Here is a 24,651-nt window from a genome sequence, read left to right as displayed (position 1 = left end):
CTCTTCTCGCGTCTCGCGTGTCTGCGGTGTGGGTGTGCCGGGGCTGCTGGTTCAGCCCCGGTACGTGGAGAGAGGGGCACTCGCCGGTGCGTACCGGCGAGTGCCCCTCACCTCGGTACGTCAGGCCTGCTCGGCCTCGGCGGCCGGCGCCTCGGCGGCGGGGGCCTCAGCAACGACCTCGGCCTCGGCGGCGGGGGCCTCCTCGGCCGCGGGGGCCTCGGCAGCGGCGTCGGCGGCGGGGGCCTCCTCGGCCTTCGCCTCACCGGTCGCCAGGAGGTCCTGCTCCCAGTCGGCCAGCGGCTGGTCGGCGCCCGGCTCGGCCTTGACATCGCCCTTGGCGACACCGGCGCGGGCCTTGAGGCCCTCGGCGACGGCGTCGGCGATCACGCGGGTCAGCAGGGTGACGGAGCGGATCGCGTCATCGTTGCCCGGGATCTTGTAGTCGACCTCGTCGGGGTCGCAGTTGGTGTCGAGGATCGCGACGACCGGGATGTTGAGCTTCCGGGCCTCGCCGACCGCGATGTGCTCCTTCTTGGTGTCCACGATCCAGACGGCGCTGGGAACGCGCTGCATGTCGCGGATACCGCCGAGGGTCTTCTCGAGCTTGGTGTGCTCGCGCTCGAGGACCAGGAGCTCCTTCTTGGTGAGGCCGGAGCCGGCCACGTCCGTGAAGTCGATCTCGCCGAGCTCCTTCATCCGCTGAAGGCGCTTGTAGACGGTCTGGAAGTTGGTCAGCATGCCGCCGAGCCAGCGCTGGTTCACGTAGGGCATGCCCACGCGGGTGGCCTGCTCGGCGATGGCCTCCTGGGCCTGCTTCTTGGTGCCGACGAAGAGGACGCTGCCGCCGTGGGCAACGGTCTCCTTGACGAACTCGAAGGCGCGGTCGATGTAGTTCAGCGACTGCAGCAGGTCGATGATGTAGATGCCGTTGCGCTCCGTGAAGATGAAGCGCTTCATCTTCGGGTTCCAACGACGGGTCTGGTGACCGAAGTGGACGCCGCTCTCCAGCAGCTCCCGCATCGTGACGACGGCCATGGCCGTGCTCCTCAGGTGTTGCGCCCGGCGCTCGTTGCTGCCTCGCGGCACTCGGCGGCGACCGGGTCTGCTCGGTTGTCCGTGCCGGTCGGGTGACCGTCACGCCTGACGCCCCGACGTGCCGAGCCGCCGTGCCTGGGCGGCGGGGCCGCGACAGGCTCGGAAGGACCGAGCGGCACTCGCACCGGAGGGGCGGCGAACCGGGCCGGAGGCGGCGGTCCGCGCGCGTCATCGCCGGTGGCGGGGCGTGCGAAGTCGACCCGGTGAGCCGGGTCGCGTGTGAAGTGTACGGGAAGCGCCGAGTAACGGGCGACTCTGCGCGGGTGCGGTGGACAAGATGGTCGCTCGTCCGATGATCACAAGGCAGCTGCGGCGATGTGGGTGAAGGGCGTTGTCCACAGGGGCCGGGTTCTCCACAGCTTTCGGGACCGGCGCCGCGCGGGCGGGCGAGCGGGTGGAACCTCGCGAGCATGAGAGCTTCGCTGCGCACCCGGTCCGGCTACGCCGCCGTCTTTCCCCTCGCCCTCCTCCGCACCGCCTCCGCTCTGCTCTGCGTGCTGTCTGCGCTCTGCGTGCTCTGCGTGCTCTGCGTGCTGATCGATCCTTCGGCCGCGCAGGCGACTGCGCACGGCGACGGCGTACCGGCGGCGGTCGGGCTCGATCCCGGGCGGGCCTGGCCGGTCGGCGGGCCGAGCGGATTGCTGCGGCGGTTCGCGCCACCGCCCGCGCCCTGGGCCGCCGGGCATCGCGGGGTCGATCTCGCGGCGGCCGGCGGTGAGCCCGTGCGGGCCGCCGCGCCGGGGGCCGTCGCCTTCGTCGGCGAGGTCGCCGGACGTCCGGTGGTGACGGTGCTTCACCCGGGTACGGGTGCCCCACCGTTGCGCACCACCTACCTGCCGGTCATCGGGAGTGCCCCGGTCGGCAGTCAGGTGGCGGCGGGCGAGGTCATCGGGCAGCTGGCACCGGGCGGCGGGCACTGCGCGGCGGACTGCCTGCACTGGGGGCTGCTGCGCGGCGATCGCTACCTCGACCCGCTCGCGCTCCTCGGTGCCGCGCGGGCCAGGCTGCTGCCGCCGCACCCACCGGCACTGGCGCTGGCGGCTCAGCCGCAGGCCTGGCCGTCCTGGCCGTCCTGGACGGCGGGGCCTCGGCTCGGGCCCAGGGTGGCCAGCCCGCGCAGCGCGAGCGTGACGGCGGTGTCGGTGATCAGGGCGCGCTCGGTGGCGGACCGGCCCTGCGAGCATCTGACCGCCGACTCCACCACGCCCTGCAACAGCGTCGCCGCCAGGCGCGGCTCCGGGTGGCCGAGCTCGTCCAGCGCGTCCACCACCAACCCCACCAGCTCCGCGTGGGCGGCGCGGATCCGGCGCCTGGCGGCCTCGTCCAGCTCCATCGCGGAGAGCGCGACGATGGCCCGATGCCGCGGGTCGCCCGCCAGCGCGAGCTGGCCGCGGACATACGCCTCCAGCCTGCCGACCGCGCCGTCGCAGGCCGCCATGCCGGCCTCGATCTCCGCCGCCCAGAGCGGGAAGTCGACTTCGCAGAGCTGCTCCACCACCACGGCCCGGGACTTGAAGTACTCGTAGACCGACGAGCGGGCCAGCCCGGTGCGAGCGGCCAGCGAGGGGAACGTGAGCGCCTCCACGCCACCCTCCGTCAGCAGCGCGCGGGCCGCGTCCAGGAGGGCGGCACGTTGCAGCTGACGATGCTCGGCCAGGGTGGCGGCTCGGATCTTCGGCACCGTCCCACTGTACGGAGCCAGCCGGGCCACCGGGACGGCGGCGCACCCTCGCAAACGCCAGGGTGCGGCTCGGCCGGGCGCGGGCTGGTCGTCGCGGGCCTGCCGTCGCGGGCCGGTCGACACCGATCAGGCGACGCGGACCGGTCAGCGCCGATCGGTCAGCACTGATCAGTCAGGGCCGATCGGTCAGCGCAGATCAGTCAGTTTCGCCCGCAGTTGCAGCACGGACTTGGTGTGGATCTGGCTGACCCGACTCTCCGTCACGCCCAGGACCTGGCCGATCTCCGCCAGCGTCAGGCCCTCGTAGTAGTAGAGCGTCACCACGGTCTTCTCCCGCTGGGGCAGGGTGTTGATGGCGCGCGCCAGCAGCTTGCGCAGCTCACGGTCCTCGGCGATCTCGACCGGGTCGTCGGCCCCGGTGTCCACCAGGGTGTCCATCAGACTCAGCCGCTCACCGCCCTCACCGGCCGGGTGGAGCAGTTCGTCCAGCGCCACCACGTTGGCGAGCGAGAGCTGGCTGAAGATCGCGTGCAGGTCCTCGATGGCGATTCCCATCTCGGCGGCCACCTCGGGCTCGTGCGGGGTCCGCCGCAGCCGGGCCTCCAGGGTGGCGTAGGTCCGCTCCACCGCCTTGGCCTTCTGCCGGACCGAGCGGGGGATCCAGTCCAGCGCCCGCAGTTCGTCGATGATCGCGCCACGGATCCGGCTGATCGCATAGGTCTCGAACTTGATCGCCCGGTCGAGGTCGAACTTCTCGATCGCGTCGATCAGACCGAAGATCCCGGACGAGACGAAATCCGCCTGCTCGACATTGGCCGGCAGACCGACTCCGACCCGACCGGCCACGTATTTGACCAGTGGGGAGTAGTGGAGGATCAGCTGTTCGCGGAGATTGGCGTCACCGGTGCTCTTGTAGGAGCGCCAGAGTGCTTCGAGCCCGCTGAGCTTCGGCGCGGTGGCGCTGCGCGCGGCGACAGGGGCGCCGAGGGTGTCCGGCGTCGACGGCGTGGTGGTCGGCGCGGGGGGTGGTGAGCTGTTCGGCGCGGCGGGACCGGCGGGAGCCGCCGGCCGACCAGGCTGAGCACGCGGGCCGGGGGGCGCGGGTGTCGGCACGCCGGCCGGTGGTGGTGTCGCAGCGGCAGCCGGCCCGGGACCGGTCGACGTGGTGACCATCGGACCGGCCTGTCGCCCGAGCCTGCCCGACGACGCGGCACCGGGTGCGAACGGGCCTTGCTGGCGCCGGGGGCCGGTCGGCGGGCCGATCGCCTCGAGGGTGGGCGAACCGCCGCTCTGGCCGGCGTCGACCAGGCCTGCGCCGTCGCGGCGCGCGCCCGCACGGGCGGGCGACGGCACCGAGGCCAGCGCGCTCGGTGTCGTGGCGACCAGCGGCGCCCGCCCTACCCCGCTGCTCTGATTTCGCACGTACGCGCGTCTGCGGGCTCGCGATCGCCCCTCGGTCGCCGGCACCGATGGCAGGACGGCAGCAGAGGGCGCCTGGTCTGCGGGCGCAGCCGCTTCGGCGGCGGCCGCGGTGTTCTGGTCGGCGGCACTGGCCGGCGTCTCGGCAACCCGGCTGGGCAGCTCGGCAGCAGCGGTGCCTGCGGCGGCAGGAGCGACGCCGCCCGAGGGGACCGTCGGGGCAGGCGAAACCGGGGAGGCCGATTGGTCTAGTGGGACTGATGGGGTGCCCGACCGTGGCCTGCCCGGCGGACCGTCCGCCCCGCTCGGGGGAGGCGCCGCGTTCGGTGGTGGCGCCAGGCTCGGTGACGCGTCCCCGCCCGACGGCTCCGGCGTCCCCAGGGGATTCGCCACAGTCGGTGTCGGCAGGACGGGCTTCGCGGGCCGGGCACCGGGGGCGGGACGCGAGTCGGTGCCGGAGCCCCCCGAGGGCAGGCCGGCACTGGTCACCCTGTGTCCGGGAATGTGTGTGGGCATACGTGGGTTTGCGCCGTTCTGCCGAGTCATGTGCTGATAGGGAAGCCATTGGCGAGCGTAGCGTGACCAAGTCCTTGCACAGCGCTACCACCACTGGCCGTCGCCCGTTCCGGTGGCGTTCACTCGGTCGCGGGAGCGTTCTCCGGACGGAGCGCGGCACCGTCGCGCGGCCCGGGCGCCCGTGACCGCATCAACGAGCGCCTGCGGCCGCACGATTCGTCAGCTGTCAACGGATCACCCTCCAGTGCGATCCCGCCCGCTGGACGAATCCCAGCGAGCACAGTTCGTAGAGCTCCTTGAGCACCTGGTCAGCGGGGAGCGCGGCGCGCAGCGCGAGCTCACCGACCGGCGCGCCGAGCGGTCCGGCCGGGATCGCCTCCAGCACCAGGGCGGCGCTGTGGTGCAGCAGGTCCCGCGGCCGGGGTCGGGAGCGGGCCGGCGGCGGCAGGTCGGCCCCGATCGCGCCGATCTGCTCGATCACCTCGGCCGCGTCGGTGACCAGGGTCGCGCCACCGCCACGGATCAGCGCGTGCACGCCGGCCGAGAGCTCGGAGGTGACCGGACCGCAGACGCCCATCGTGTGCCGGTTGAGCTCCTGGGCCCGCCGGGCCGTGCTGAGCGCTCCGCTGCGCGGCGCCGCCTCCACCACGACCGTGCCCCGGGTCAGCGCGGCGAGCACCCGGTTGCGCAGCACGAACCGGAAGCGGTTCGGGTGCTCCCCCGGTGGCAGTTCGCTGACCAGCTGGCCCTGCTCGCTGATCCGGCGGATCAACTCGCTGTTGCCGCGCGGGTAGCGCACGTCGACCCCGCAGGCGAGCACCGCCACGGTCATGCCACCGACCGCCAGCGCACCCCGGTGGGCGGCCGCGTCCACGCCATAGGCGGCTCCCGAGCAGACCACCCAGCCACGCTCGGCGAGCGCTGCCGCCAGCTCGGTCGCGACGTGCGCGCCGTAGGCCGTGCAGGAGCGGGCGCCGACCACGGCGACCGAGCGCAGCGCGAGCAGGCGCAGCGATCCGGTACCCAGGACCCAGAGGCCGATCGGCGCGGCGTCGGCCAGATCGGCGAGCTGGCTGGGCCACTCGGCGTCGCCGGGCACCAGGAACCGGCCGCCGAGGGAGTGCAGGCGTTCGAGGTCGGCAGGCGGATCGACGAGCGCCAGGCGCTCTCGCAGGACTGCCAGGCGCTGCTGATCGAGTCTCAGCTCCCGGTGCGTGCCGCCGCCACGCAGCAGCTCCACCAGCTCGACCGCCGGGCGCGAGCGCAACCAGCGGCCGACCGCGGCGCTGCCCGGCTCGAACAGCCGGGTCAACGCCACCCGGGCCAGCCGCTCCTGCTCCGGCGTCACCGGCGCGGCGGCGCCGCCGAGCGGCAGTTCGGTCTGGACGGCATCGGGCGGTCGGCCGTCCAGCGATGGGCCGTCCCACGGCACGTCATCCGCCGATCGCCTCACAGCCGACCTCCTGACTCCCCGCCGAGCGAGCGGACGCCGCCCGGAAAACCGCGCCGCAGCGCGAGCGCGGTGCGCACTTCGACGGCCCCCGGGGCGTCATGGCCCGCCAGGTCCGCCACGGTCCAGGCGACTCGCAGCACACGGTCCAACCCGCGCGCCGTGAGCAGCCCGCGCTCCATCTCCCGTTCGGCCTCCGCCAGCGAACCCTCCGCCGGCCGCCAACGGGTCCGCAGCTCCCGCCCGGGCACCTGGGCGTTGGTGCGCCACGGCGTCCCGGTGAGGCGGGCCGCCGCCCGCTCCCGCGCGGCCCGCACCCGCTCGGCCACCACCCGGGTGCGCTCGGCCGACCGCTCGCGCCCCAGCAGTTCGGTCCGGGTCACCGGGTCGACCTGGACCCGCAGATCCACCCGGTCCAGCAGCGGTCCGGAGAGCCGTGCCTGATACCTGCTCACCATGGTCGGCGTGCAGTCGCACCCCTCGCCCCGGCGCGAGTGGCGCCCGCAGGGGCACGGATTGGCCGCGAGGCAGAGCAGGAAGTTGGCCGGCAGTCGCAGCGAACCGGCCGAGCGGGCGATGATCACCTCGCCCGACTCCAGCGGCTGGCGCAGTGCGTCGAGCACCCGGACCGGGAACTCCGGTGCCTCGTCCAGGAAGAGCACGCCTCGGTGCGAGAGGGAGACCGCGCCCGGTCGGGGCAGCCCGCTGCCGCCGCCGATGATGGCGGGCATCGTGGTCGAGTGGTGTGGCGCGCAGTAGGGCGGCAGGTCGATCAGCGGGCGGCCCGGCGGCAGCAGCCCGGCCACCGAGTGGACGGCGGTGACCTCCAGCGCCTCGGCCCTGGTCAGGGGTGGGAGCAGGCCGGGCAGCCGCTCGGCGAGCATCGTCTTGCCGGCGCCGGGCGGCCCCTTCAGGTAGAGGTGGTGAGCCCCCGCGGCCGCGATCTCCAGCGCCCGGCGGGCCTCCTCCTGCCCGGCGACGTCGCCCAGGTCGGGCCCGTACTCGGAGTCGGCGGTGGTGCGGCGCACGGCGGTGCCGGGCAGCATCAGTCCGGACATCAACGGGTCGGGGGCGCCCGCCACGGCGTCCGGCGGTTCGTCCGGCACCGGCTCGTCGGTGAGCAGCGCGATCAGCTGCCGCAGGCTGCGCACCCCGAGCACCGAGACCCCGGGGACCAGCGCGGCCTCGGCCGCGGTCTGCTCGGCCACCACCACCTGGCGGTAGCCGGCGTCGGCGGCGGCCAGCACCGAGGGCAGCACGCCGCGCACCGGCCGGACCCGGCCGTCCAGCCCCAGTTCGCCGATGATCAGCAGGTCGGCGATAGCGGGCGGGGGCAGCCGCTCGGCGGCGGCCAGTACGGCGCAGGCCACCGCGAGATCGAAGCCGCTGCCGCTCTTGGGCACCGAGGCGGGACTGAGCCCCACGGTGAGCTTGCGCTGCGGCCACCGCTCGCCGGAGTTGGAGATGGCGGCGCGGACCCGGTCGCGCGCCTCGCTGAGCGCTTTGTCGGGCAAGCCGACGAGGGTGAAGGCGGCGACGCCCGGCTCGAGGTCGGCCTGGACCTCGACCACCACGCCGTCCACCCCGAGCAGGGCCACCGAGCAGGTACGGGCGAAGGCCATCTCAGACCACTCCCCGCAGGTGCTCGATCCGCGCGGCACCGCGGGCCCGGCTGACCACCGAGACCAGGTCGATCCGCACACCGCCGGGCGGCAACGGCACCTCGCCGACGGGTAGCACCGGCACGATCGGTTGTGCGGTGGTCCCGGCGGCCGGCGACGGGGTTGCGGGCGGCGCGGACGTCGCCGATGTCGGCGGCAGCGCCCAGGCGAACCGGGCGAAGTGCTCCGGCCACCGTTCGACCAGCCAGCGCTCGGCGAGTCGGCGCAGCCGGTCGACCTTGGCCGGGCCGAGGGCCTCCTCGGGCTGCTGGAAACTGTGCTCGGAGCGGGTCTTGACCTCGCAGACGGCGATCGTGTCGTCGTCCAGCAGGATGATGTCGAGCTCGCCCTCCGGGCAGCGCCAGTTGCGCTCCAGGACCCGCAGGCCGTCCTCCGCGAGGCGGCGGGCGGCCACCTCCTCGCCATAGCGGCCAAGGGCCGTGTTCGCGTTCTGCATTGGCGATCACCTCCGATTACGGAGGTTGCCGCCGGGCGGCCGAGCCGGCCACGGGGTGTCGTCAGGCTGTGGAGAACCCCGAGGGTGTGGACAGGTGCGGTCGCTCAGTTGGGGGCGGCCGCATGGAGATCATCCGATGAAACGTTCAGCCTGGACGTCCCACCCGTGACATCCCCAACCCCGACATCCCCACCCCGACATCCGCACCCCGACATCCGCACCCCGACATCCGCACCCGCGACGCTCAGCTCCCGAAGCCGGCGTCGTCCGAGGGCAGCTCGAGGTCGCTCTTCGCGAGCTCCTCGATGTTCACGTCCTTGAAGGTCAGCACCCGCACCTTGCGGACGAATCTGGCCGGCCGGTACATGTCCCAGACCCAGGCGTCGGCCATCGAGACCTCGAAGAACACCTCCCCCTGCACCGAGTGCACCTGCAGCTCGTAGTCATTGGTGAGGTAGAACCGGCGCTCGGTCTCGATCACGTACTTGAAGAGGCCGACGACGTCCTTGTACTCCCGGTAGAGCTTGAGCTCCATCTCGGTCTCGTATTTCTCGAGATCTTCCGCGCTCATTCAGGCGTCCCCTCAGGTCGTCGAGTCCTTCCCCATTGTGGACCACGGCACCCGCACTCAGAGGCGGACCGGCTCGATGGGCGGGCCCTGCCGCAGCAGCAGCTCCAGCAGCTCGGCCAGGCGCTCGGGGTAGACCTGCTCGGCCGTCCGGCACAGCTCCGCCACCGTCCACCAGCGCGCCTCGCGCAACTGCTCGCGCTCGTCCGGCGCGCTCCCGGAGCTGTCCAGGGCGGCCGGTGGAGCGTCGGGGGTGCGGGGCAGGCGGGCCAGGTGGAAGGACTGGCGCTGCTCGTACCGCTCGCCGTCGTAACTGAACTCCGCCAGGTCGACGGCCACCACCGGGCCCAGTTCGACCCCGGCCAGCCCGGTCTCCTCGGCCAGCTCGCGCAGCGCCGCCGTCCGGCCGTCCTCCCCCGGCTCCAGCCCACCGCCGGGCGTGAACCACCAGGTGCGCGCCGGCTCGGCGGGGTCGAAGCCATGGAAGAGCAGCACCCGGTCCGCCGCATCGAGCAGCAGTACCCGGGCGGCCTCCCGCCGTCGCACCGGTTCCCGCGCTGCCATCCGAACCCCCTGCCCTGCCGACCAGCCCGACCTGACGGCTACGAGCGCCCCGCCCCGCGGATCCGCCGGACCAGCGTGGCCACCGGGCCGGCCAGCGAGGTCAGCACGATGATCACCGCGCCCGCCGCCATCGCCCAGGCCAGCGGCACCAGCGGCCCGGGCCGGCTGGCCGTCGGGCCGCCCAGCGCGTCGAAGGCCACCGTACGCCCCCACAGACCGGAGTGTCCGAAGGGCCAGACGGTCGCTTCCACCCGCGCCTGCACCTGCGAGGTGGCCACCGTCCCCGCCAGGTCGTCCAGGTGCGTGCGGGAGTCCAGCGAGCCGGTGCGGTTGTCACCGAGCAGGAAGAGCCGCCCGGCCGGGACCTTCGCGCTGAACGCCGCGCTCGGCGGGCCGCCGGGCGCCAGGTAGGACTCGTCGAGCGGGACGCCGTTGACGGTGAAGCGGTGCTGCGCGTCGCAGCAGGCCACCGTGTCGCCACCGACCCCCACCACGCGCTTGACCATGGTCGCGTTGCCCCAGGTCGGGTCGTGGAAGACCACGATGTCGCCGCGCCCGATCCGGTTGCCGTCCACCGTGCGGGCCAGCACGGTGTCGCCGGCCGCGATGGTGGGGGCCATCGAACTGGTGGGCACCGCGTACGGACGGTAGTCCAGCGCGATCATCCCGAAGCCGCCCAGCAGCAGCCCGAGGCCCAGAACCAGGGCCACCCCCTGCAGCACCGCGCCGATCTCCGGGCGCCGCCGGGCGGGCCGGGCCGGGCCGGTGGACGCGGCGGCGGAGCCGGCCGGACCGGGGGTTTCTTCGGCGAGCCTGCTCATCGGGACCGTCCTGGGTACGAGGGACCGGACACGGCGGCGGGCCGTGGCACGTCCGAGCAGATTACTCGTCGGTACCACGGCCCGCGCAAGAGCCGAGCAGGGAGGAACAAGGGCCGAGCGGCCGGCGGAGCGGCTAGGTCCTGTCCGGCCGATCTTGCCGGGCGGACAGGGCCTAGTCGCGACGCTTGCGCCGCAGCCACAGGGCCACCGGCATGGTCCCCACCACACCGAGGGCCGGCGGCACCAGGCCCTCGGCCGAGATGCCCTTCTGGTCGAAGGTGGAGGGCACCGGCAGGGTGGCCCAGTGGTTCACCGGCCAGGCCACCACGAAGGCCCGCCCGACCACGTCGTTCACCGAGACGAAGCCGCCGCCCGGCTCGCTCTTGGTCGGCGGCTGGTCCTGGTGGAAGCGCGAGTCGAGCGAGTCGTTGCGGTGGTCGCCCATCACCCAGATCGCGTTCGCCGGCACCTTGACCGGCCCGAACGGCGTGCCGCCGCACGGGTTGGGGGGCACCATGCCGGGCGTGTAGACGTACGGCTCGTTCAGCGCGACCCCGTTGACCTTGAGCGGCCCGTTGCCCTGGCACTCCACGGTGTCACCTGCGACCCCGATCACGCGCTTGATCAGGTCCTTCTCGTTGGCCGCCGGCATCAGGCCGATGAAGCTGAGCACGTCCTGGACGCCCCGGACCACCGAGTTGGAACTCTGCTGGGCGGTCTCGCCGTCGCCCAGCCAGCCGCCCGGGTCGTGGAAGACCACCACGTCGCCGCGGTCCGGCTTGGCGCCGAACCACGGGGTCAGCTTGTCGACCAGCACCCGGTCGCCGATCTGCAGGGTCTGCTCCATCGACGCGGAGGGGATCGAGAAGGCCTGGACGAAGAAGGTCTTGATGACCAGCGCCAGGACCAGCGCGATACCGATCAGGATCGGCAGTTCCTTCCAGAACGAGCGCTGCTTGCGCTCGCCACCACCGGGCTTCTCCGGCACGTCGTCCACCTCGTCCGGCACCGGCGGCCGGCCTGCTCCGGACTGCCCGGGCGCGCCGTTGTCGGGCAGCTCGCCCTCACCGTGGCCGCCGCCGGGCCCGCCAGGGCCGTCGGTGGGCTCGGATGGCTGTCCGGATTCGGTGGACTGGGCCGTGCGGCCGCCGGAACCCTCAGGCTCGCCGGCCCCGCGGGCGCCGATCACCAGATCCCCCACGACATCTCCTCCCTGCTGTGCGGACGACTGTCGTCCGCGCTCACCAGTGCCGCACAGCCGGCACCACGCCTGTGACCGACCGTGAACCCGGGTCCGGCCGTCCGTCGTCGGACGGCCGGACACCAGCACAGCCTTCGGAACCGTCCCCACGGCCGCGCCGGGGAACGTCTGCACTTCTCTATCACCCCGAGTGGTCCACCCGGGTCTTCCCACACGGCGGCCCGATGGACCGGACGGACCGTCAGTCCGCGCCCGCCGACCGGCGAGCCGCCCGCCAGCGCCGCCGCGCAGCCGGTGAGCCACCGGTGAACGCCCCGAGCCGACGTCGCAGCACGGCAGGCGATACGCCCAACATCCCCATAACGAGTGAGGGTTCCAAGGGATCCGGGCCGGCACCCGGGGATTGTCCGGCCGTCGGTGCGCCCAGGGCCGCCGGGGTGCCGTAGGTCGGCTGGGAGAGCCAGTGCAGGCGGTTCAGCGGCCAGCCGATCAGGAAGGCGCGGCCGATCACGTTCGAGACCGGCACGGTGCCCTGCCACTGCCCGTCCATGTGGTAGCGCGAGTCGGCCGACAGGTCGCGGTGGTCCCCCATCACCCACAGGCGCCCCTTGGGCACCGTGACGTGGAACGGCATCCGCGAGGGCGGGTTGCCGGGTGCGAGGTAGGGCTCGTCGATCGGGCTGCCGTCGACCGTGATCCGGCCGCTGTTGTCGCAGCAGACCACGGTGTCGCCGCCGACCCCGATCACCCGCTTGATCAGGTCCTGCTCGTTGGACGAGGGCAGCAGCCCGACGAAGCTGAAGGCGTCCTTGACGCCCCGGGTGATCGGCCCGTCGCTGCCGGCGCCGGGACTGTTCTCCAGCCAGCCGCCCGGGTCCTTGAAGACCACCACGTCGCCGCGCTGCGGCGTGCTGCCGAACCAGGGGGTGAGCTTGTCGACCAGCACCCGGTCGCCGATCTGGATGGTCTGCTCCATCGAGCCGGAGGGGATCACGAAGACCTGCACGAAGAAGGTCTTGAGCGTCAGCGCGATCAGCAGCGCGACCACCGCGATCACCGGCACCTCGCGCAGCAGCGAGCGCCGGCCCTTGCGGGCGGCCCGCCGCGCGGTGCGGCGGCGCTGGGCGCGGCCGCGAGCGGCGGGCGACGGCGTCCCGGCCTCCTCGGCGGTCTCGGCCTGCGCCGGTTCCGCCGCCCTACCGCGTGCCCCCATGGCCACCGCCCCTCGCTGCCGCGGCGATCGCCGCGAAGCCGGCCGGGGTGTCCAGCGCGGACCAGTGCCCGACCGGGAAGACCACCCAGTCGGCCCGGCCGATCACCTTGGCGACCGGGACGAAGCCGCCCCCGGGGTCGCCGAGGTGGTCCCGGGAGTCGCTGGAGGCGCTGCGGTGGTCGCCCAGCACGAAGAGCTCGCCGGGCGGCACCTGGACGTCGAAGCCCACGTCGGAGGGCGTGTCACCAGGGTGGAGGTAGTCCGACTCGGCCAGCGGCACGCCGTTGACGGTCAGCGCCCGGTCGCCGGGCCGGTAGGTCACCCGGTCGCCGCCGACCCCGATCACCCGCTTGACGAAGATCGAGCCGTCCGAGCCCGCCAGGCCCAGCGCGGCGCCGAACTTGCGCAGCTCGGTGCCCAGGCCGATCGCGTTGTCGCCGCCCGGCACGAAGGAGTCGGTGCCGTCGAAGACCACCACGTCGCCGCGCTCGACGGTGCCGCCGAACTGGTAGGCGAGCTTGTCCACCACCAGCCGGTCGCCGGGGCGCAGCGTGTTCTCCATCGAACCGGAGGGGACCACGAAGGGCTGCGCGACGAAGATGTTGACCAGCAGCAGCACCAGCACGCAGACGGCACCGAGCTTGGCCAGGTAGCCCAGGCTCCAGCGAGGCGGCAGCTCCGCGGCGACATCAGCCTCGACGGCATCGGTCTCGACGGTATCGGTCTCGACGGCAGCATCTTCGACCGCGGCACCTTCGACCGTGGCCTCCTCGGTGCCGGCGGCCGGCGCCGAAACGGCCGCGGACCGCGACGGCGCCCCCGCACCCGCAGGTGCCGAGGTGCCGTCGCGGTCCGCGATCGGTTCATGCGTGCTCATCGGGCTGAGCTTAGCGGCCAACCCTGAGCGTGCCGCACCCCCCGGGCGAGCCCGGGGCGGCGACTCAGCGGTCGCGCTTCTCCTTGATCTTCGCGGCCTTGCCGCGCAGGTCACGGAGGTAGTACAGCTTGGCGCGACGGACGTCACCGCGGGTGAGGACCTCGATCTTCTCGACGACCGGGGTGTGCACCGGGAAGGTGCGCTCCACGCCGACGTTGAAGCTCACCTTGCGGACGGTGAAGGTCTCACCGATGCCCGCACCGTGGCGGCGGATCACGACGCCCTGGAAGATCTGGATACGAGAGCGGTTGCCCTCGATGACCCGGACGTGGACCTTCAGGGTGTCACCGGCGCGGAAGGCCGGGATGTCGGTGCGCAGCGAAGGCGCGTCGACGGCAGCGAGCTTGTTGCTCATGATGCTCTCCATCGCAGGCGCCACGGGCCGCCCACGGAAAAATCGTCACAATGGGGTGCGTTGCGGGTCGCTTCGGCCCTCGATGATCCCCCCGTGGCGAGGGCACCGGACCACCGGACCACCTGACGGAGTCCCGGCGACAGACAACAGCCGCCTATTCTTCCACAGCTTCGGCGGCCTGAAGAAATCGGCCCTGCCGCTCGTCCCAGCCGAGGCCGAGCACGCTGAGCGCCTCGCGCTCCTTCTTGTCGAAATCCTCGGGCCGCCAGCGCCCCACCAGGTCGGGCCGGTTGGCCAGGGTGCGGGCGAAGGCCTGCTCGCGCCGCCAGCGGGCGATCTTGCCGTGGTTGCCGCTGAGCAGGACCTCGGGCACCTCCCGGCCGCGCCACTGGGCGGGCTTGGTGTAGACCGGGCCCTCCAGCAGGTCGGCCATCGCGCCGGGGGCGAAGGAGTCGTCCCGGTGCGACTCGGCGTTGCCGAGCACGCCGGGCAGCAGTCGGGCGATCGCCTCGACCATCACCAGCACCGCGACCTCGCCGCCGGCCAGCACGTAGTCACCGATCGAGGCCTCGACCACCGGCATCCGGGTGGCGGCCTCCTCGATCACCCGGCGGTCGATGCCCTCGTACCGGGCCGGCGCGAACGCCAGCCACGGGCGCCCGGCCAGCTCCTGGGCGAGCTGCTGGGTGAACGGCACCCCGCTCGGGGTGGGCACCACCAGCGTCGGCACCTCCCCCTCGGGTCCGGCCGCGAGCACCGCGTCCAGCGCCTCGCCCCACGGCTCGGGCTTCATCACCATGCCGGGGCCGCCGCCGTACGGGGTGTCGTCCACCGTGCGGTGCACGTCGTGGGTCCAGGACCGCAGGTCGTGCAGGTGCACGTCGAGCTGGCCGCGGGCGCGGGCCTTGCCGACCAGCGAGACGTTCAGCGGCTCCAGGTACTCGGGGAAGATCGTGACGACGTCGAGCCGCATCCCCTGACCGTCGCTCATCGCTCGCTCTCCGGTCCGCCGTCGACCTCGGCCTCACCGTCGTCGATCAGCCCGCGCGGGGGGTCGATGACGCAGCGCTGGTTCTCCAGGTCGATGGTCGGCACGATCCTCTCGACGAACGGGACCAGCACCTCGGTGCCGTCGGCCTTGGTGACGGTCAGCAGGTCCTGGTAGGGCAGGTGGACCACCTCGGTCAGCTCGCCGACCGGGGTGCCGTCGAGCAGCACCACGTCCAGGCCGATCAGCTGGTGGTCGTAGTACTCGTCCTCTTCCTCCGGCCGCTCCTCCGGGTCGACCTCGGCGATCAGCATGGTGTTGCGCAGCGCCTCGGCGGCGGTGCGGTCCTTGACGCCCTCGAAGCGGATCAGCAGCCGGCCGCTGTGCACCTTGCCGGACTCGACGGTCAGCGGCCCGACGGCGGCGGGGTCGGTGAGCAGCACCGCGCCGGGCCCGAGCCGCAGCTCCGGCTCGTCGGTGCGAACCTCGACGAAGACGTCCCCCCTGATGCCGTGGGCACGGCCGATCCGGCCGACGACGAGCTGCACGGTGCACTCCTGAGTACTGGTACCGAGACGGTGTTGCCTGAGAAGAAACAGATCCGGCCGGGACGCATGACGCGTCCCGGCCGGATCAGAAGACGACGGTGGTCGTCAGTGGATGTTGTCCACGTCGACCAGGTCGACCCGGACGTTGCGACCGCCGAGCGCGCCCACCACAGTGCGCAGCGCACGTGCGGTGCGACCGCCACGGCCGATCACCTTGCCGAGGTCATCAGGGTGCACCCGCACCTCGATGCTGTTACCCCGGCGCAGGTTGCGCGAGCGCACCTGGACATCCTCGGGGTGCTCGACAATGCCCTTCACCAGGTGATCGAGGGCGTCCTCGATCACGCTCAGGCCTCGGTGGAAGCGGCGTCGGCGTCAGCCTCGGCCTTGTCCGACTTCTTGGCCTTCGGGGTGATGGCGACACCGGTGGTGGCGTCCTCGAAGCCGGCGACGGCCTTCGCGAACAGGTGCGAGAAGTCCTCGACCTTGGGCTCGGCGACGAGCAGCGGGGCCGGGGCGGGCAGGCCCTTGAACTTCTGCCAGTCACCGGTCAGCTTGAGGATGGCGAGCACCGGCTCGGTCGGCTGGGCGCCGACGGACAGCCAGTACTGGGCGCGGTCGGTGTCGACCTCGATCTTCGAGGGGTTGTAGGTCGGCTGGTAGATGCCGATCTCCTCGATCGCACGACCGTCACGCTTGGTGCGCGAGTCGGCGACGACGATGCGGTAGTGCGGGGAGCGAATCTTGCCGAGACGCTTGAGCTTGATCTTGACTGCCACGGGAGTGGATTCTCCTGGAGTTGACGTGGGTGAGCGACCGCACCACCGCGTGGGGTTGCGGGGGTCGGCCGTTCGAATGACACGCCAGCCGTAGGCGAGAGGGTTCCTGTTGGCTGCCGGGTATCAGCTATCGATTGTGCCACACCGGGCGCGGCTCCCCCGACCGGGGCGGATCCGGTCAGGGGAGCGGCGCACTCAGGTGATCTTGAACGGCTGCTGGCAGGCGCCGCAGACGATCGAGGCCTGGGCCAGCACCGACGGCACCACCCGGACGTTGCGACCGCAGCCGCAGACGGCCTTGACCCGGACGCCGCCGCCCGAGGAGCCGTGCCGGGCCGCCGGACCACGGAACGCGCGCAGCACTCCGCCGTCGGGAGTCCCGGCCACCGCCTGCTGGTGGGCGCCGAGGGCGCCCTCCAGCCGCTCGATGGTCGCGGCGTACCGCTCCTGGGTCTCGGCGAGCATGGTCACCTGCGAGAAGCCGCTACTGGCGTGCGGCTCCACCGGGTGCGCCAACCCCAACTCCGAGGCGAGCAGCAGGAATCGACGGTTGTGGTAGCGCCCGGCCCGGGAGGTGTCCCGGATGTCGCGGGCGGCGGCCAGACCGTGGGCGGCCTCGTGCAGCAGCCGCTCGAAGCCGAGCTGGGTGCCGCAGGCCGAGGACGACTCGCCGATCAGCGCCTCGGGCGAGGCGAGATCGGGCAGGTCGCGATGGTAGGCCTGGATGTCGCTCCAGGCGGCGGCCAGTTCGGCCGCGAGGACGAGGGGCTGTGTCGTGCTCACGCTATGCCAACGAGGGAGTGGGTTCCGACGTTCCATTCTTGAGCGCTCACCGGGAATTCCCGGAGAACTCTCAGCTGGGCGAGACAATGCCCGTGTTGAGCGTTCGAATTCTGACGCAAGACCAACCCCCTCGGTGTCCGCACCCGCCGTTCGTCGCCGGGTCGCCCGATTCCCGGGCACGGCGGAGCGCCGCGCCGCGTTGTTTCGGCCCGGGCCCTGACGAGATTTTGACAGGGCCACGGGCCGTTCACCGTACCGCTAGTTCGCCCGCACTGGGAGTTGACCGGCCAGTAGACGAGGCGTCGTCACCTACTGGTTACTCAATCAGTGAGGGGATAACCCATTCAGTACGCCCGCGCGACGATCGCGACATTGCCTTCCTGATCGTCGGCGGCCGGCACCGAGCCGTCCGCGGCGACGATGCAGCGCACCGAAACGCCCTGCTCGGCAAGCTTCGCCTCGCCCTGCGGGCCGAGCTCGGCCCAGGAGATCCGACCCCAGCCGGTGGCCGCGGCCTCGACGCACTCGTCGAGGGTCTTCACGTCCACCGTGCGGGACTCGCGGCGCTCGCGGGACTGGCGCAGCAGCAGCGCCTGGTCCTCCTCCAGGATGCCGGGCAGCAGCGCGGCCAGGCCGTCGATCGCCACCGGCTCCTTGCCGCCGGGGATGCGACGGGCCAGCATCGCGGTGCCGGCCTCCAGGTCGCGCGGGCCGACCTCGATCCGCAGCGGGACGCCCTTGAGCTCCCAGTCCACCGCGCGGCGGCCGAACGGGGTGTCGGTGCGGTCGTCCACCACGGTGCGGATGCCGGCCGCCTCCAGGGCGGCACCGATCTCGCGGACCTTGGCGATCACCGCGTCGTCGCCCTTGATCGCCAGCACCACGGCCTGGGTGGCGGCCAGTCGCGGCGGCACCCGCAGGCCGTTGTCGTCGCCGTGCGACATGATCAGGCCGCCGACCATCCGGGTCGAGACGCCCCAGGAGGTCTGCCAGACGTACTCGCGCTCGGCGCCCTGCAGCTGGTAGGTGGTGTTGAAGGCCTTGGCGAAGTTCTGGCCCAGCTCGTGGCTGGTGCCCATCTGCAGCGCCTTGCCGTCGCCCATCATGCCCTCGAGGGTGAGGGTGTTGATGGCGCCGGCGAACCGCTCCTTGGCGGTCTTGCGGCCGAGCACCACGTCGATGCCGAGCACGTTGGTCATGAAGTCGCCGTAGACGTCCGTGTGGATCATCGAGGCGTAGGCGCGGGCGTCCTCGTAGGTCGCGTGCGCGGTGTGGCCCTCCTGCCAGAGGAACTCGGTGGTGCGCAGGAAGACGCGCGGGCGCAGCTCCCAACGGACCACGTTGGCCCACTGGTTGATCAGCAGCGGCAGGTCGCGGTGACTCTGCACCCACTTGGAGAAGTACTCGTTGATGATCGTCTCGGAGGTCGGCCGGACCACGACCGGCTCCTCGAGCTCCTTGCCGCCGCCGTGGGTGACCACCGCGAGCTCGGGGGCGAAGCCCTCGACGTGCTCGGCCTCCTTGGTGAGGTAGGACTGCGGGATGAACATCGGGAAGTAGGCGTTCTGCGCGCCCGCCTTCTTGATCCGCGCGTCCATCTCCTGCTGCATCCGCTCCCACAGCCCGTAGCCGTACGGTCGGATGACCATGGTGCCGCGCACCGGACCGTTGTCGGCCAGCTCGGCCTTGTTGATCAGATCCTGGTACCAGCGCGGGAAGTCGTCCGCCTGGGGGGTGAGAACGGGAGCCTTTGCCATGGGGCGAATCGTACGGTGCCCGGCGGGCCGAGTGTGAATCGCTGCCGGTCGACGGAACGGCACGGCCGGCAGCCGGGGGGCGCACGCCCAGCGGGCTCGCGTGCACCGGCGTGCTCCTCTGGACGCCGCGCCCGCGCCGCGCTTCGCTTGAGTCGGGGTCGACAGTGGGGGGAGCAGTAGTGGGGGAGCATTCGCAGCACGTCCGACCGGACCTGATGGGAGGCCACCAGATGGCTTCAGCGCACGGCACGGCCATGGCAGCACGGCTCCAGGCGATCCAGCCCACGCCCGCGGCACGGGCCCGCGACTGGGCCGAGATCCAGGAGCGCACGCTGGTCCCGCTGTACGACGCGGTGCACCAGCGGCTGACCGTCGGCCAGGGCGTCAGCCTGCTGGACCTGGGCTGCCGTTCGGGGCTCGCACTGCTGCTGGCGGCCGGGCGGGGGGCGCGGGTGGCCGGTCTGGAGCCCGATCCGGAACTGCGCGAGCTGGCCAGGGCGCGCCGGCTGTGGGTGACGGCGGGGGCGCCCGCCACCCGGACGGCGCACGACGCGGTCACCGTCTTCGAACCGCTACGGCTGGCCGAGCAGCCGCTGCGGGCGGCCCAGGAGGCGGCCCGCCTGGTGCCGCTCGGCGGCCTGGTGGCGCTGGCCGCCCTCGGGCCCGAGCAGGACTGCCAGAGCGCCGCGGTGCTGGAGGTGGCTCGGCGGCGCGGCGGCCCGCGAAAGGTCGCCGACCCGTTCGGGCTCAGCGGGCCGGGTGAGTTGCCGGCTCTGCTGGCCGGCGCCGGTCTGCGGCTGGTCGCGAGCTCCACGGTGACCTGCCCGTTCGGCTACCCCGACCCGGACAGCGCGGTGCGCGGGCTGCTCGCCACCGGCTGGTTCGACGCGGCGATCGCATATGCGGGCGCCGCTCCGGTGGCCAAGGAGGTCGCCGAGGCGCTGCACCCGTTCACCCGGGCGGATGACACGGTCTGGCTGGCCAACACCTTCCGGTACGTGATCGGCCGGCGGACCTGACGCAGTGGCCGCGGACCTGACGTGGTCTCAGTCCGGAGTCCGCGCAATCCCGTCCATCAGCAACGCCGCCGGACAGGCCCTAGGCCGGCGACCCCGCCGGACGCCACTCCTCCGCGGTCAGCGCGAACCGCTCGTGGTCGCGCCAGGCCCCGGCCAGGAAGAGCATCCGCGGGGTGAACCCCTCGTGCCGGAAGCCGAGTCGAGTCGCCAGCGCGATCGACCGCTTGTTCTCCGGCTGCACGTTGATCTCCAGCCGGTGCAGCCCGAGCCCGCCGGCGGTCTGGTCCGCGAAGCAGGCGTCCAGCACCAGCCGCATGCCCTCGGTCATCCGCCCGGTGCCCGCGTAGGGAAGGTAACTGTCGTAGCCGAGCGCGGCGTTGCAGTAGCGGCCCATCACGATGTTGGACACGTTGCACTTGCCGACCAGGCCGCCGTCGGCCGTGTCGACGATCAGAAAGGTGCGCAGTCCAGGACCCTGACGCTGCAACAGGTCCGGCAGCCCATCCGGCTCCACCGGGTTCCAGCGCCCGATGTGCTCGGCGGAGCGCCGCACCGCCGCGGCGTACAGCACGGCATCGGAGGGCCTGGGGGCGCGAATGGTCACACGGCTCATCCCAACATCATCGGGCATGCGAAGGGCCGGTCGTCACGACCGGCCCTTCGACTCGTCAGCTCGAGTCGTCCTGCTCGACTCCCGAGCTCAGGTCCCGCTCAGAGCAGGTCCTTGAACTCCTTGGGCAGCTCGAAGTCGCTCGGCCCCTTGCCCGCGCCGAGCCCGAACGCACCGCCCTGGGCCGGCTCCTGCGCCGCGCCCGGGCCCAGCGCCCGGCGCTCGGCGGCGGCCGCCTCCTCCTGGGCCCGCTTGAGCGGGTTGCCGCTCTTGCGCTTGCCCTTGGCGGCCGGCGCCTTCTTGCCCGACTTCTTGCCGCCGCCACCCATGCCCGGGATCCCCGGCATGCCCGGGATGCCCTTGCCGGAGGCCATCGCGGTCATCATCTTGCGCGCCTCGAAGAAACGCTCGACCAGGTTGCCGACCTCACCCACGCCGACGCCCGAACCCTTGGCGATGCGCAGCCGGCGCGAGCCGTTGATCATCTTCGGGTCGGTCCGCTCGGCCGGGGTCATCGACTTGATGATCGCGCCGACCCGGTTGACGTCCTTGTCGTCGATGTTGTTGATCTGGTCGCGGATCTGGCCCATGCCCGGCAGCATGCCGAGCAGCTTGGAGATCGAGCCCATCTTCTGGACCTGCTCCAGCTGGGACAGGAAGTCGTCGAGCGTGAAGTCCTTGCCGCCGCCCTGCAGCTTGGCGGCCATCTTCTCGGCCTCGGCCTGCGAGAAGGTCTGCTCGGCCTTCTCGATCAGCGAGAGCATGTCGCCCATCCCGAGGATGCGCGAGGCCATCCGGTCCGGGTGGAAGGCGTCGAAGTCGTCGACCTTCTCGCCGTTGGAGGCGAACATGATCTGCCGGCCGGTGACGTGGGCCACCGAGAGGGCCGCGCCACCGCGGGCGTCGCCGTCCAGCTTGGAGAGCACCACACCGGTGAAGTCGACGCCCTCGAGGAAGGCCTGCGCGGTGGTGACCGCGTCCTGGCCGATCATCGCGTCGACGACGAACAGGACCTCGTCCGGGTTGACCGCGGCCCGGATGTCGGCGGCCTGCCGCATCAGCTCGGCGTCGATGCCCAGGCGCCCCGCGGTGTCGACGATGACGACGTCGTACTGCTTCTGCTTGGCGTACTCGATCGCGTCGGCGGCCACCTTGACCGGGTCACCGACGCCGTTGCCCGGCTCGGGGCCGTAGAAGGCGACGCCGGCCCGGTCGGCCACCACGTTCAGCTGGGTGACCGCGTTCGGGCGCTGCAGGTCGCAGGCGACCAGCAGGGGGGTGTGCTTCTGCTGCTTCAGCCAGAAGCCGAGCTTCCCGGCCAGCGTGGTCTTACCGGCACCCTGCAGACCGGCCAGCATGATCACGGTGGGGCCGGTCTTGGCGTACCGCAGTCGGCGGGTCTCGCCACCGAGGATGTTGACGAGCTCCTCGTTGACGATCTTGATGATCTGCTGCGCCGGGTTCAGCGCGCCGGAGACCTCGGAGCCGAGCGCGCGCTCCTTGACCTGCTTGATGAAGGCCCGCACCACCGGCAGCGCGACATCCGCCTCCAGCAGGGCGATCCGGATCTCCCGGGCGGTGGCGTCGATGTCCGCCTCACTGAGGCGGCCCTTGCCCCGGAGGTTCTTGAACGTCGCTGCGAGGCGGTCGGAAAGAGTGTCGAACACGTCGGTCGCGGGTCCCTTGCGGCATCGGTATGAGTACGGTCGTCGCCCACCAGGGTATCCGGCCGCCCCGGGCTTGGGTCCCACCCGGTCAGCACAAGGCCTGCCGCACCTCCTCGGCCACCTTGCGGGCCACCGCCTCGGCGAGCGGTTCGCCCGCGGTGTCGGTGAGGTAGAACGCGTCCACCGCGTCCGCCCCCAGCGTGCTGACGTGCGCGGTGCGCACCCGCACCCGCGCCGCGTCCAGTGCCCGGCCGATCCGGTGCAGCAGGCCCGGGGCGTCGTGCGCGCGCACCTCCAGGACGGTCGCGGTGGCCGAGACGCCGCCGGGGGCCACCGTGACCACCGGCGGCGGGGTGCTGATCCCCGGGCGACGGGGCACCGCCGCGTCGCGCTCGGCCAGCCGGCGGCCGGGGTCCAGCGAGCCGTCCAGGGCCCGGCGCAGGTCGGCGCGGAGCCGGGTCGCCTCGGGCAGCTCGCCGAACTCGGCGGCCACCCGCCAGGCGAACAGCAGCACCGGTCCCGCACCGATCGGGTCCAGCTCGCGCAGGGTGAGCGAGCGGACGGTGAGCCGGTTCAGCGCGAGCACCCCGGCGACCGTGCCGAGCAGGCCGGGACGGTCCGGGATGGCCAGCGCCAGTTCCACGCCCATCGGCTCGCCCAGCGGCTCCCGGGGCGGCTCACCGGCCGCGCCCACGGCCGGCTCGACCAGCACGGCACGCAGCGTCAGGGACGGCTCGCCGGTCCGGGCCGCCTCCACCGCGAGCCGCTCCTCCTCGGCGGAGGCCGCGGCGAGCGGTTCGGCGACCGGACTCCCGGCCAGCACCACGGCCACCCGCTCCACCAGCCCGGTCACCAGCGAGGCCCGCCAGCTGCTCCAGGCGGCCGGCCCGGTCGCGGTGGCGTCCGCCTCGGTCAGCGCGTGCAGCAGTTCCAGGTGCTGGGCGGTGCCGACCACCTTGGCGAGCATCTCGACGGTGGCCGGATCGTTCGGATCGCGCCGGGTCGCGGTGTCGATCAGCGTCAGGTGGTGGCGCACCAGCAGCGCCAGGGTCTCGGTGTCGTCCTGGTCGAAGCCCATCCGGGCGGCCACGTCGCGCACGATCACCTCACCGGCCTGCGAGTGGTCGCCCGGCCAGCCCTTGCCCAGGTCGTGCAGCAGCGCGGCGACCAGCAGCAGGTCGGGGCGGGAGACCCGGCGGGTCATCGCGGCGGCCTTCACCGCGGTCTCCACCAAGTGCCGGTCCACCGTCCAGGTGTGCACCGCGTTGCGCTGAGGACGGCAGCGCACCCGCTCCCAGTCCGGCAGCAGCCGGGTGATCAGGCCCTCGGCCTCCAGCGCCTCCCAGACCGGCAGGCAGGCCTCCCCCGCGCCCAGCAGGGTGATCAGCTGCTCGCGCGCCTCGTCGGGCCAGGGCACCGGCAGCGGCTTGGTCTCGGTGGCCAGTCGGCGCACCGTGGCGTACCCGACCACCAGCCCGGCCTGCGCGGCGGCGGCCGCCGCGCGCAGCGCCAGCACGGGGTCGGCCGCCGGACGCGCGCCCTGCGCGAGCACCGCCTCGCCGTCCTGCTCGACCACGCCCTCGGCCAGCGGCCGGCGGGCCACCAGGCCGCGGGCCACCGCGTCCGCGCCGCCCGACCGGCCCGCGCCGCCCAGGCCGAAGCGGAACGGACGCCGGCCGCGGGAGCCGCGCGCCGCCAGCAGCCGGTCGACGGCCCGCCAGGTCACGTCGCTCGCGTAGGAGACGGTCCGGGCCGCCTGGTAGACCTGGCGCAGCAGGGTGTCCGCGTCCAGCACGCCGAGGGCGCCGGCCACCCGGTCCTGTTCCTGCAACGCGAGCCGCTCGGTGGCCCGTCCGGTGGCCAGGTGCAGCGCGTCGCGCACGTCGCTGAGCCGGCGCTGGGCGGCGTCCAGGCCCTCCCGGGGCGCGTCGGCCAGCCAGGAGGCGGCGATCGCGTCGAGCGCGACCACGTCGCGCAGGCCGCCGGCCGCCTCCTTCAGGTCGGGCTCCAGCAGGAAGGCCAACTGGCCGTGCCGCTCGGCCCGTTCACGACAGAGCGCGCGCAGCTCGGGCAGCCGCTCGGCGGCCTTGGCCCGCCAGTCGCCCAGCACCGCCGAGCGCAGCGCGCCGGTCAGCTCGGCGTCACCGGCGATGTGCCGGGCGTCCAGCAGGCCCAGCTGCGCCTTCAGGTCGGCGGCGGCCACCGCGCGCGCCTCGGCGGGCTTGCGCACCGCGTGGTCCAGGCCCACCCCGCTGTCCCAGACCGGGTACCAGAGCCGCTCGGCCAGCTCACCGACCGGGCCGCCGTCGTGCAGCAGCAGCAGGTCCAGGTCACTGCGCGGGGAGAGTTCGCCGCGCCCGTAGCCGCCGACGGCGACCAGCGCGACGCCGCCCCGGTCACCGCCCGCCGCGGCGAGCAGCGCGGCGAGCCAACGGTCCGTCAACTCGGCCAGCGCGCTGCGGCGTTCGCGTCCGACCAGGTCGGGGTTGGTGAACAGGTCGGTGCGGGCCGACTGGTAGTCAATCATCACGGCGACTCCGTGGAACGGGCGAGCGGACCCGC

The 24,651-nt window shown here is 72.9% G+C and carries 23 protein-coding genes and 1 pseudogene; 2 read left to right on the top strand and 22 right to left on the bottom strand.

The window, feature by feature from the left end:
• Positions 1 to 120 precede the first annotated feature (120 nt).
• A complete protein-coding gene (gene rpsB, locus ABH937_RS32310) occupies positions 121 to 1,035 on the bottom strand; it encodes a 30S ribosomal protein S2 (protein ID WP_280694114.1) in 915 nt (304 codons plus the stop codon).
• A 470-nt stretch (positions 1,036 to 1,505) separates the two neighbouring features.
• Here rpsB and ABH937_RS32305 point away from each other — a divergent pair.
• A pseudogene (locus ABH937_RS32305) lies at positions 1,506 to 2,009 on the top strand (peptidoglycan DD-metalloendopeptidase family protein); the annotation flags it as partial.
• A gap of 128 nt (positions 2,010 to 2,137) precedes the next feature.
• On the opposite strand, the gene ABH937_RS32300 reads toward ABH937_RS32305, so the two are convergent.
• From ABH937_RS32300 to proS, 18 genes are all read right to left on the bottom strand, one after another.
• Entirely contained in the window at positions 2,138 to 2,752 is a 615-nt protein-coding gene (locus ABH937_RS32300) for a TetR/AcrR family transcriptional regulator (RefSeq protein WP_280694161.1), read from the bottom strand.
• Between the two features lie 210 nt (positions 2,753 to 2,962).
• The gene (gene whiG, locus ABH937_RS32295) at positions 2,963 to 3,889 is read right to left on the bottom strand and encodes an RNA polymerase sigma factor WhiG (protein ID WP_370220260.1); all 927 of its coding nucleotides are present in this window, start codon (positions 3,887 to 3,889) and stop codon (positions 2,963 to 2,965) included.
• Between the two features lie 1,048 nt (positions 3,890 to 4,937).
• On the bottom strand, positions 4,938 to 6,164 hold the full coding sequence (dprA, locus tag ABH937_RS32290; RefSeq protein ID WP_370146892.1) for a DNA-processing protein DprA: 1,227 nt from the start codon (positions 6,162 to 6,164) through the stop codon (positions 4,938 to 4,940).
• Entirely contained in the window at positions 6,161 to 7,783 is a 1,623-nt protein-coding gene (locus tag ABH937_RS32285) for a YifB family Mg chelatase-like AAA ATPase (protein ID WP_280694115.1), read from the bottom strand. The genes dprA and ABH937_RS32285 overlap by 4 nt, the downstream gene beginning before the upstream one ends.
• 1 nt (position 7,784) lies before the next feature.
• A complete protein-coding gene (locus ABH937_RS32280; RefSeq protein WP_280694116.1) occupies positions 7,785 to 8,279 on the bottom strand; it encodes a YraN family protein in 495 nt (164 codons plus the stop codon).
• A 244-nt stretch (positions 8,280 to 8,523) separates the two neighbouring features.
• Positions 8,524 to 8,850 (bottom strand): DUF2469 domain-containing protein, encoded by a 327-nt coding sequence (locus ABH937_RS32275; RefSeq protein ID WP_101382377.1) that lies wholly within the window; start codon positions 8,848 to 8,850, stop codon positions 8,524 to 8,526.
• A gap of 57 nt (positions 8,851 to 8,907) precedes the next feature.
• The gene (locus ABH937_RS32270; RefSeq protein WP_280694117.1) at positions 8,908 to 9,411 is read right to left on the bottom strand and encodes an NUDIX hydrolase; all 504 of its coding nucleotides are present in this window, start codon (positions 9,409 to 9,411) and stop codon (positions 8,908 to 8,910) included.
• 38 nt (positions 9,412 to 9,449) lie between these two features.
• Positions 9,450 to 10,232, bottom strand: coding sequence for a signal peptidase I (gene lepB / locus ABH937_RS32265; protein ID WP_370220255.1), 783 nt, complete (start codon positions 10,230 to 10,232; stop codon positions 9,450 to 9,452).
• A 172-nt stretch (positions 10,233 to 10,404) separates the two neighbouring features.
• Positions 10,405 to 11,433 carry a signal peptidase I gene (lepB, locus tag ABH937_RS32260; protein ID WP_280694119.1) on the bottom strand — a complete coding sequence of 343 codons (1,029 nt, stop codon included), beginning with the start codon at positions 11,431 to 11,433 and terminating at the stop codon, positions 10,405 to 10,407.
• Between the two features lie 241 nt (positions 11,434 to 11,674).
• Positions 11,675 to 12,646: a signal peptidase I gene (lepB, locus tag ABH937_RS32255; RefSeq protein ID WP_280694120.1), complete on the bottom strand. Its 972-nt coding sequence runs from the start codon at positions 12,644 to 12,646 to the stop codon at positions 11,675 to 11,677.
• Positions 12,630 to 13,523: a signal peptidase I gene (gene lepB, locus ABH937_RS32250; protein ID WP_280694121.1), complete on the bottom strand. Its 894-nt coding sequence runs from the start codon at positions 13,521 to 13,523 to the stop codon at positions 12,630 to 12,632. The genes lepB (ABH937_RS32255) and lepB (ABH937_RS32250) overlap by 17 nt, the downstream gene beginning before the upstream one ends.
• A 64-nt stretch (positions 13,524 to 13,587) precedes the next feature.
• Complete coding sequence (gene rplS, locus ABH937_RS32245) at positions 13,588 to 13,938, bottom strand: 50S ribosomal protein L19 (RefSeq protein WP_280694122.1); 351 nt, start codon at positions 13,936 to 13,938, stop codon at positions 13,588 to 13,590.
• A gap of 154 nt (positions 13,939 to 14,092) precedes the next feature.
• Positions 14,093 to 14,911 carry a tRNA (guanosine(37)-N1)-methyltransferase TrmD gene (gene trmD, locus ABH937_RS32240; RefSeq protein ID WP_280694163.1) on the bottom strand — a complete coding sequence of 273 codons (819 nt, stop codon included), beginning with the start codon at positions 14,909 to 14,911 and terminating at the stop codon, positions 14,093 to 14,095.
• Between the two features lie 14 nt (positions 14,912 to 14,925).
• Positions 14,926 to 15,474 (bottom strand): ribosome maturation factor RimM, encoded by a 549-nt coding sequence (rimM, locus tag ABH937_RS32235; protein ID WP_280694123.1) that lies wholly within the window; start codon positions 15,472 to 15,474, stop codon positions 14,926 to 14,928.
• 105 nt (positions 15,475 to 15,579) lie between these two features.
• Positions 15,580 to 15,819, bottom strand: a complete 240-nt coding sequence (locus ABH937_RS32230; RefSeq protein ID WP_280694124.1) for an RNA-binding protein — start codon at positions 15,817 to 15,819, stop codon at positions 15,580 to 15,582.
• 2 nt (positions 15,820 to 15,821) lie between these two features.
• Entirely contained in the window at positions 15,822 to 16,253 is a 432-nt protein-coding gene (rpsP, locus tag ABH937_RS32225) for a 30S ribosomal protein S16 (RefSeq protein ID WP_184935375.1), read from the bottom strand.
• A 195-nt stretch (positions 16,254 to 16,448) separates the two neighbouring features.
• Positions 16,449 to 17,036: a hypothetical protein gene (locus ABH937_RS32220; protein WP_280694125.1), complete on the bottom strand. Its 588-nt coding sequence runs from the start codon at positions 17,034 to 17,036 to the stop codon at positions 16,449 to 16,451.
• Between the two features lie 344 nt (positions 17,037 to 17,380).
• Entirely contained in the window at positions 17,381 to 18,793 is a 1,413-nt protein-coding gene (proS, locus tag ABH937_RS32215; RefSeq protein WP_280694126.1) for a proline--tRNA ligase, read from the bottom strand.
• A gap of 230 nt (positions 18,794 to 19,023) precedes the next feature.
• On the opposite strand from proS, the gene ABH937_RS32210 reads away from it, so the two are divergent.
• Positions 19,024 to 19,812, top strand: coding sequence for a class I SAM-dependent methyltransferase (locus tag ABH937_RS32210; RefSeq protein ID WP_280694127.1), 789 nt, complete (start codon positions 19,024 to 19,026; stop codon positions 19,810 to 19,812).
• A gap of 79 nt (positions 19,813 to 19,891) precedes the next feature.
• Here the strand turns inward: ABH937_RS32210 and ABH937_RS32205 are convergent, their stop codons facing one another.
• The 3 genes from ABH937_RS32205 to ABH937_RS32195 form a co-directional block, all read right to left on the bottom strand.
• On the bottom strand, positions 19,892 to 20,425 hold the full coding sequence (locus tag ABH937_RS32205; protein WP_280694128.1) for a GNAT family protein: 534 nt from the start codon (positions 20,423 to 20,425) through the stop codon (positions 19,892 to 19,894).
• A 98-nt stretch (positions 20,426 to 20,523) separates the two neighbouring features.
• Complete coding sequence (gene ffh, locus ABH937_RS32200; protein WP_280694129.1) at positions 20,524 to 22,089, bottom strand: signal recognition particle protein; 1,566 nt, start codon at positions 22,087 to 22,089, stop codon at positions 20,524 to 20,526.
• Positions 22,090 to 22,177: 88 nt separating this feature from the next.
• Positions 22,178 to 24,616, bottom strand: coding sequence for a [protein-PII] uridylyltransferase (locus tag ABH937_RS32195; protein ID WP_348533713.1), 2,439 nt, complete (start codon positions 24,614 to 24,616; stop codon positions 22,178 to 22,180).
• Between the last annotated feature and the right edge of the window lie 35 nt (positions 24,617 to 24,651).

The organism is Kitasatospora sp. GAS1066B (genome assembly GCF_041262605.1).
GTDB lineage: Bacteria > Actinomycetota > Actinomycetes > Streptomycetales > Streptomycetaceae > Kitasatospora.
The sequence above is the reverse complement of the archived record's forward strand: the minus strand, read 5'-3'. Positions and strand labels throughout refer to the sequence as shown.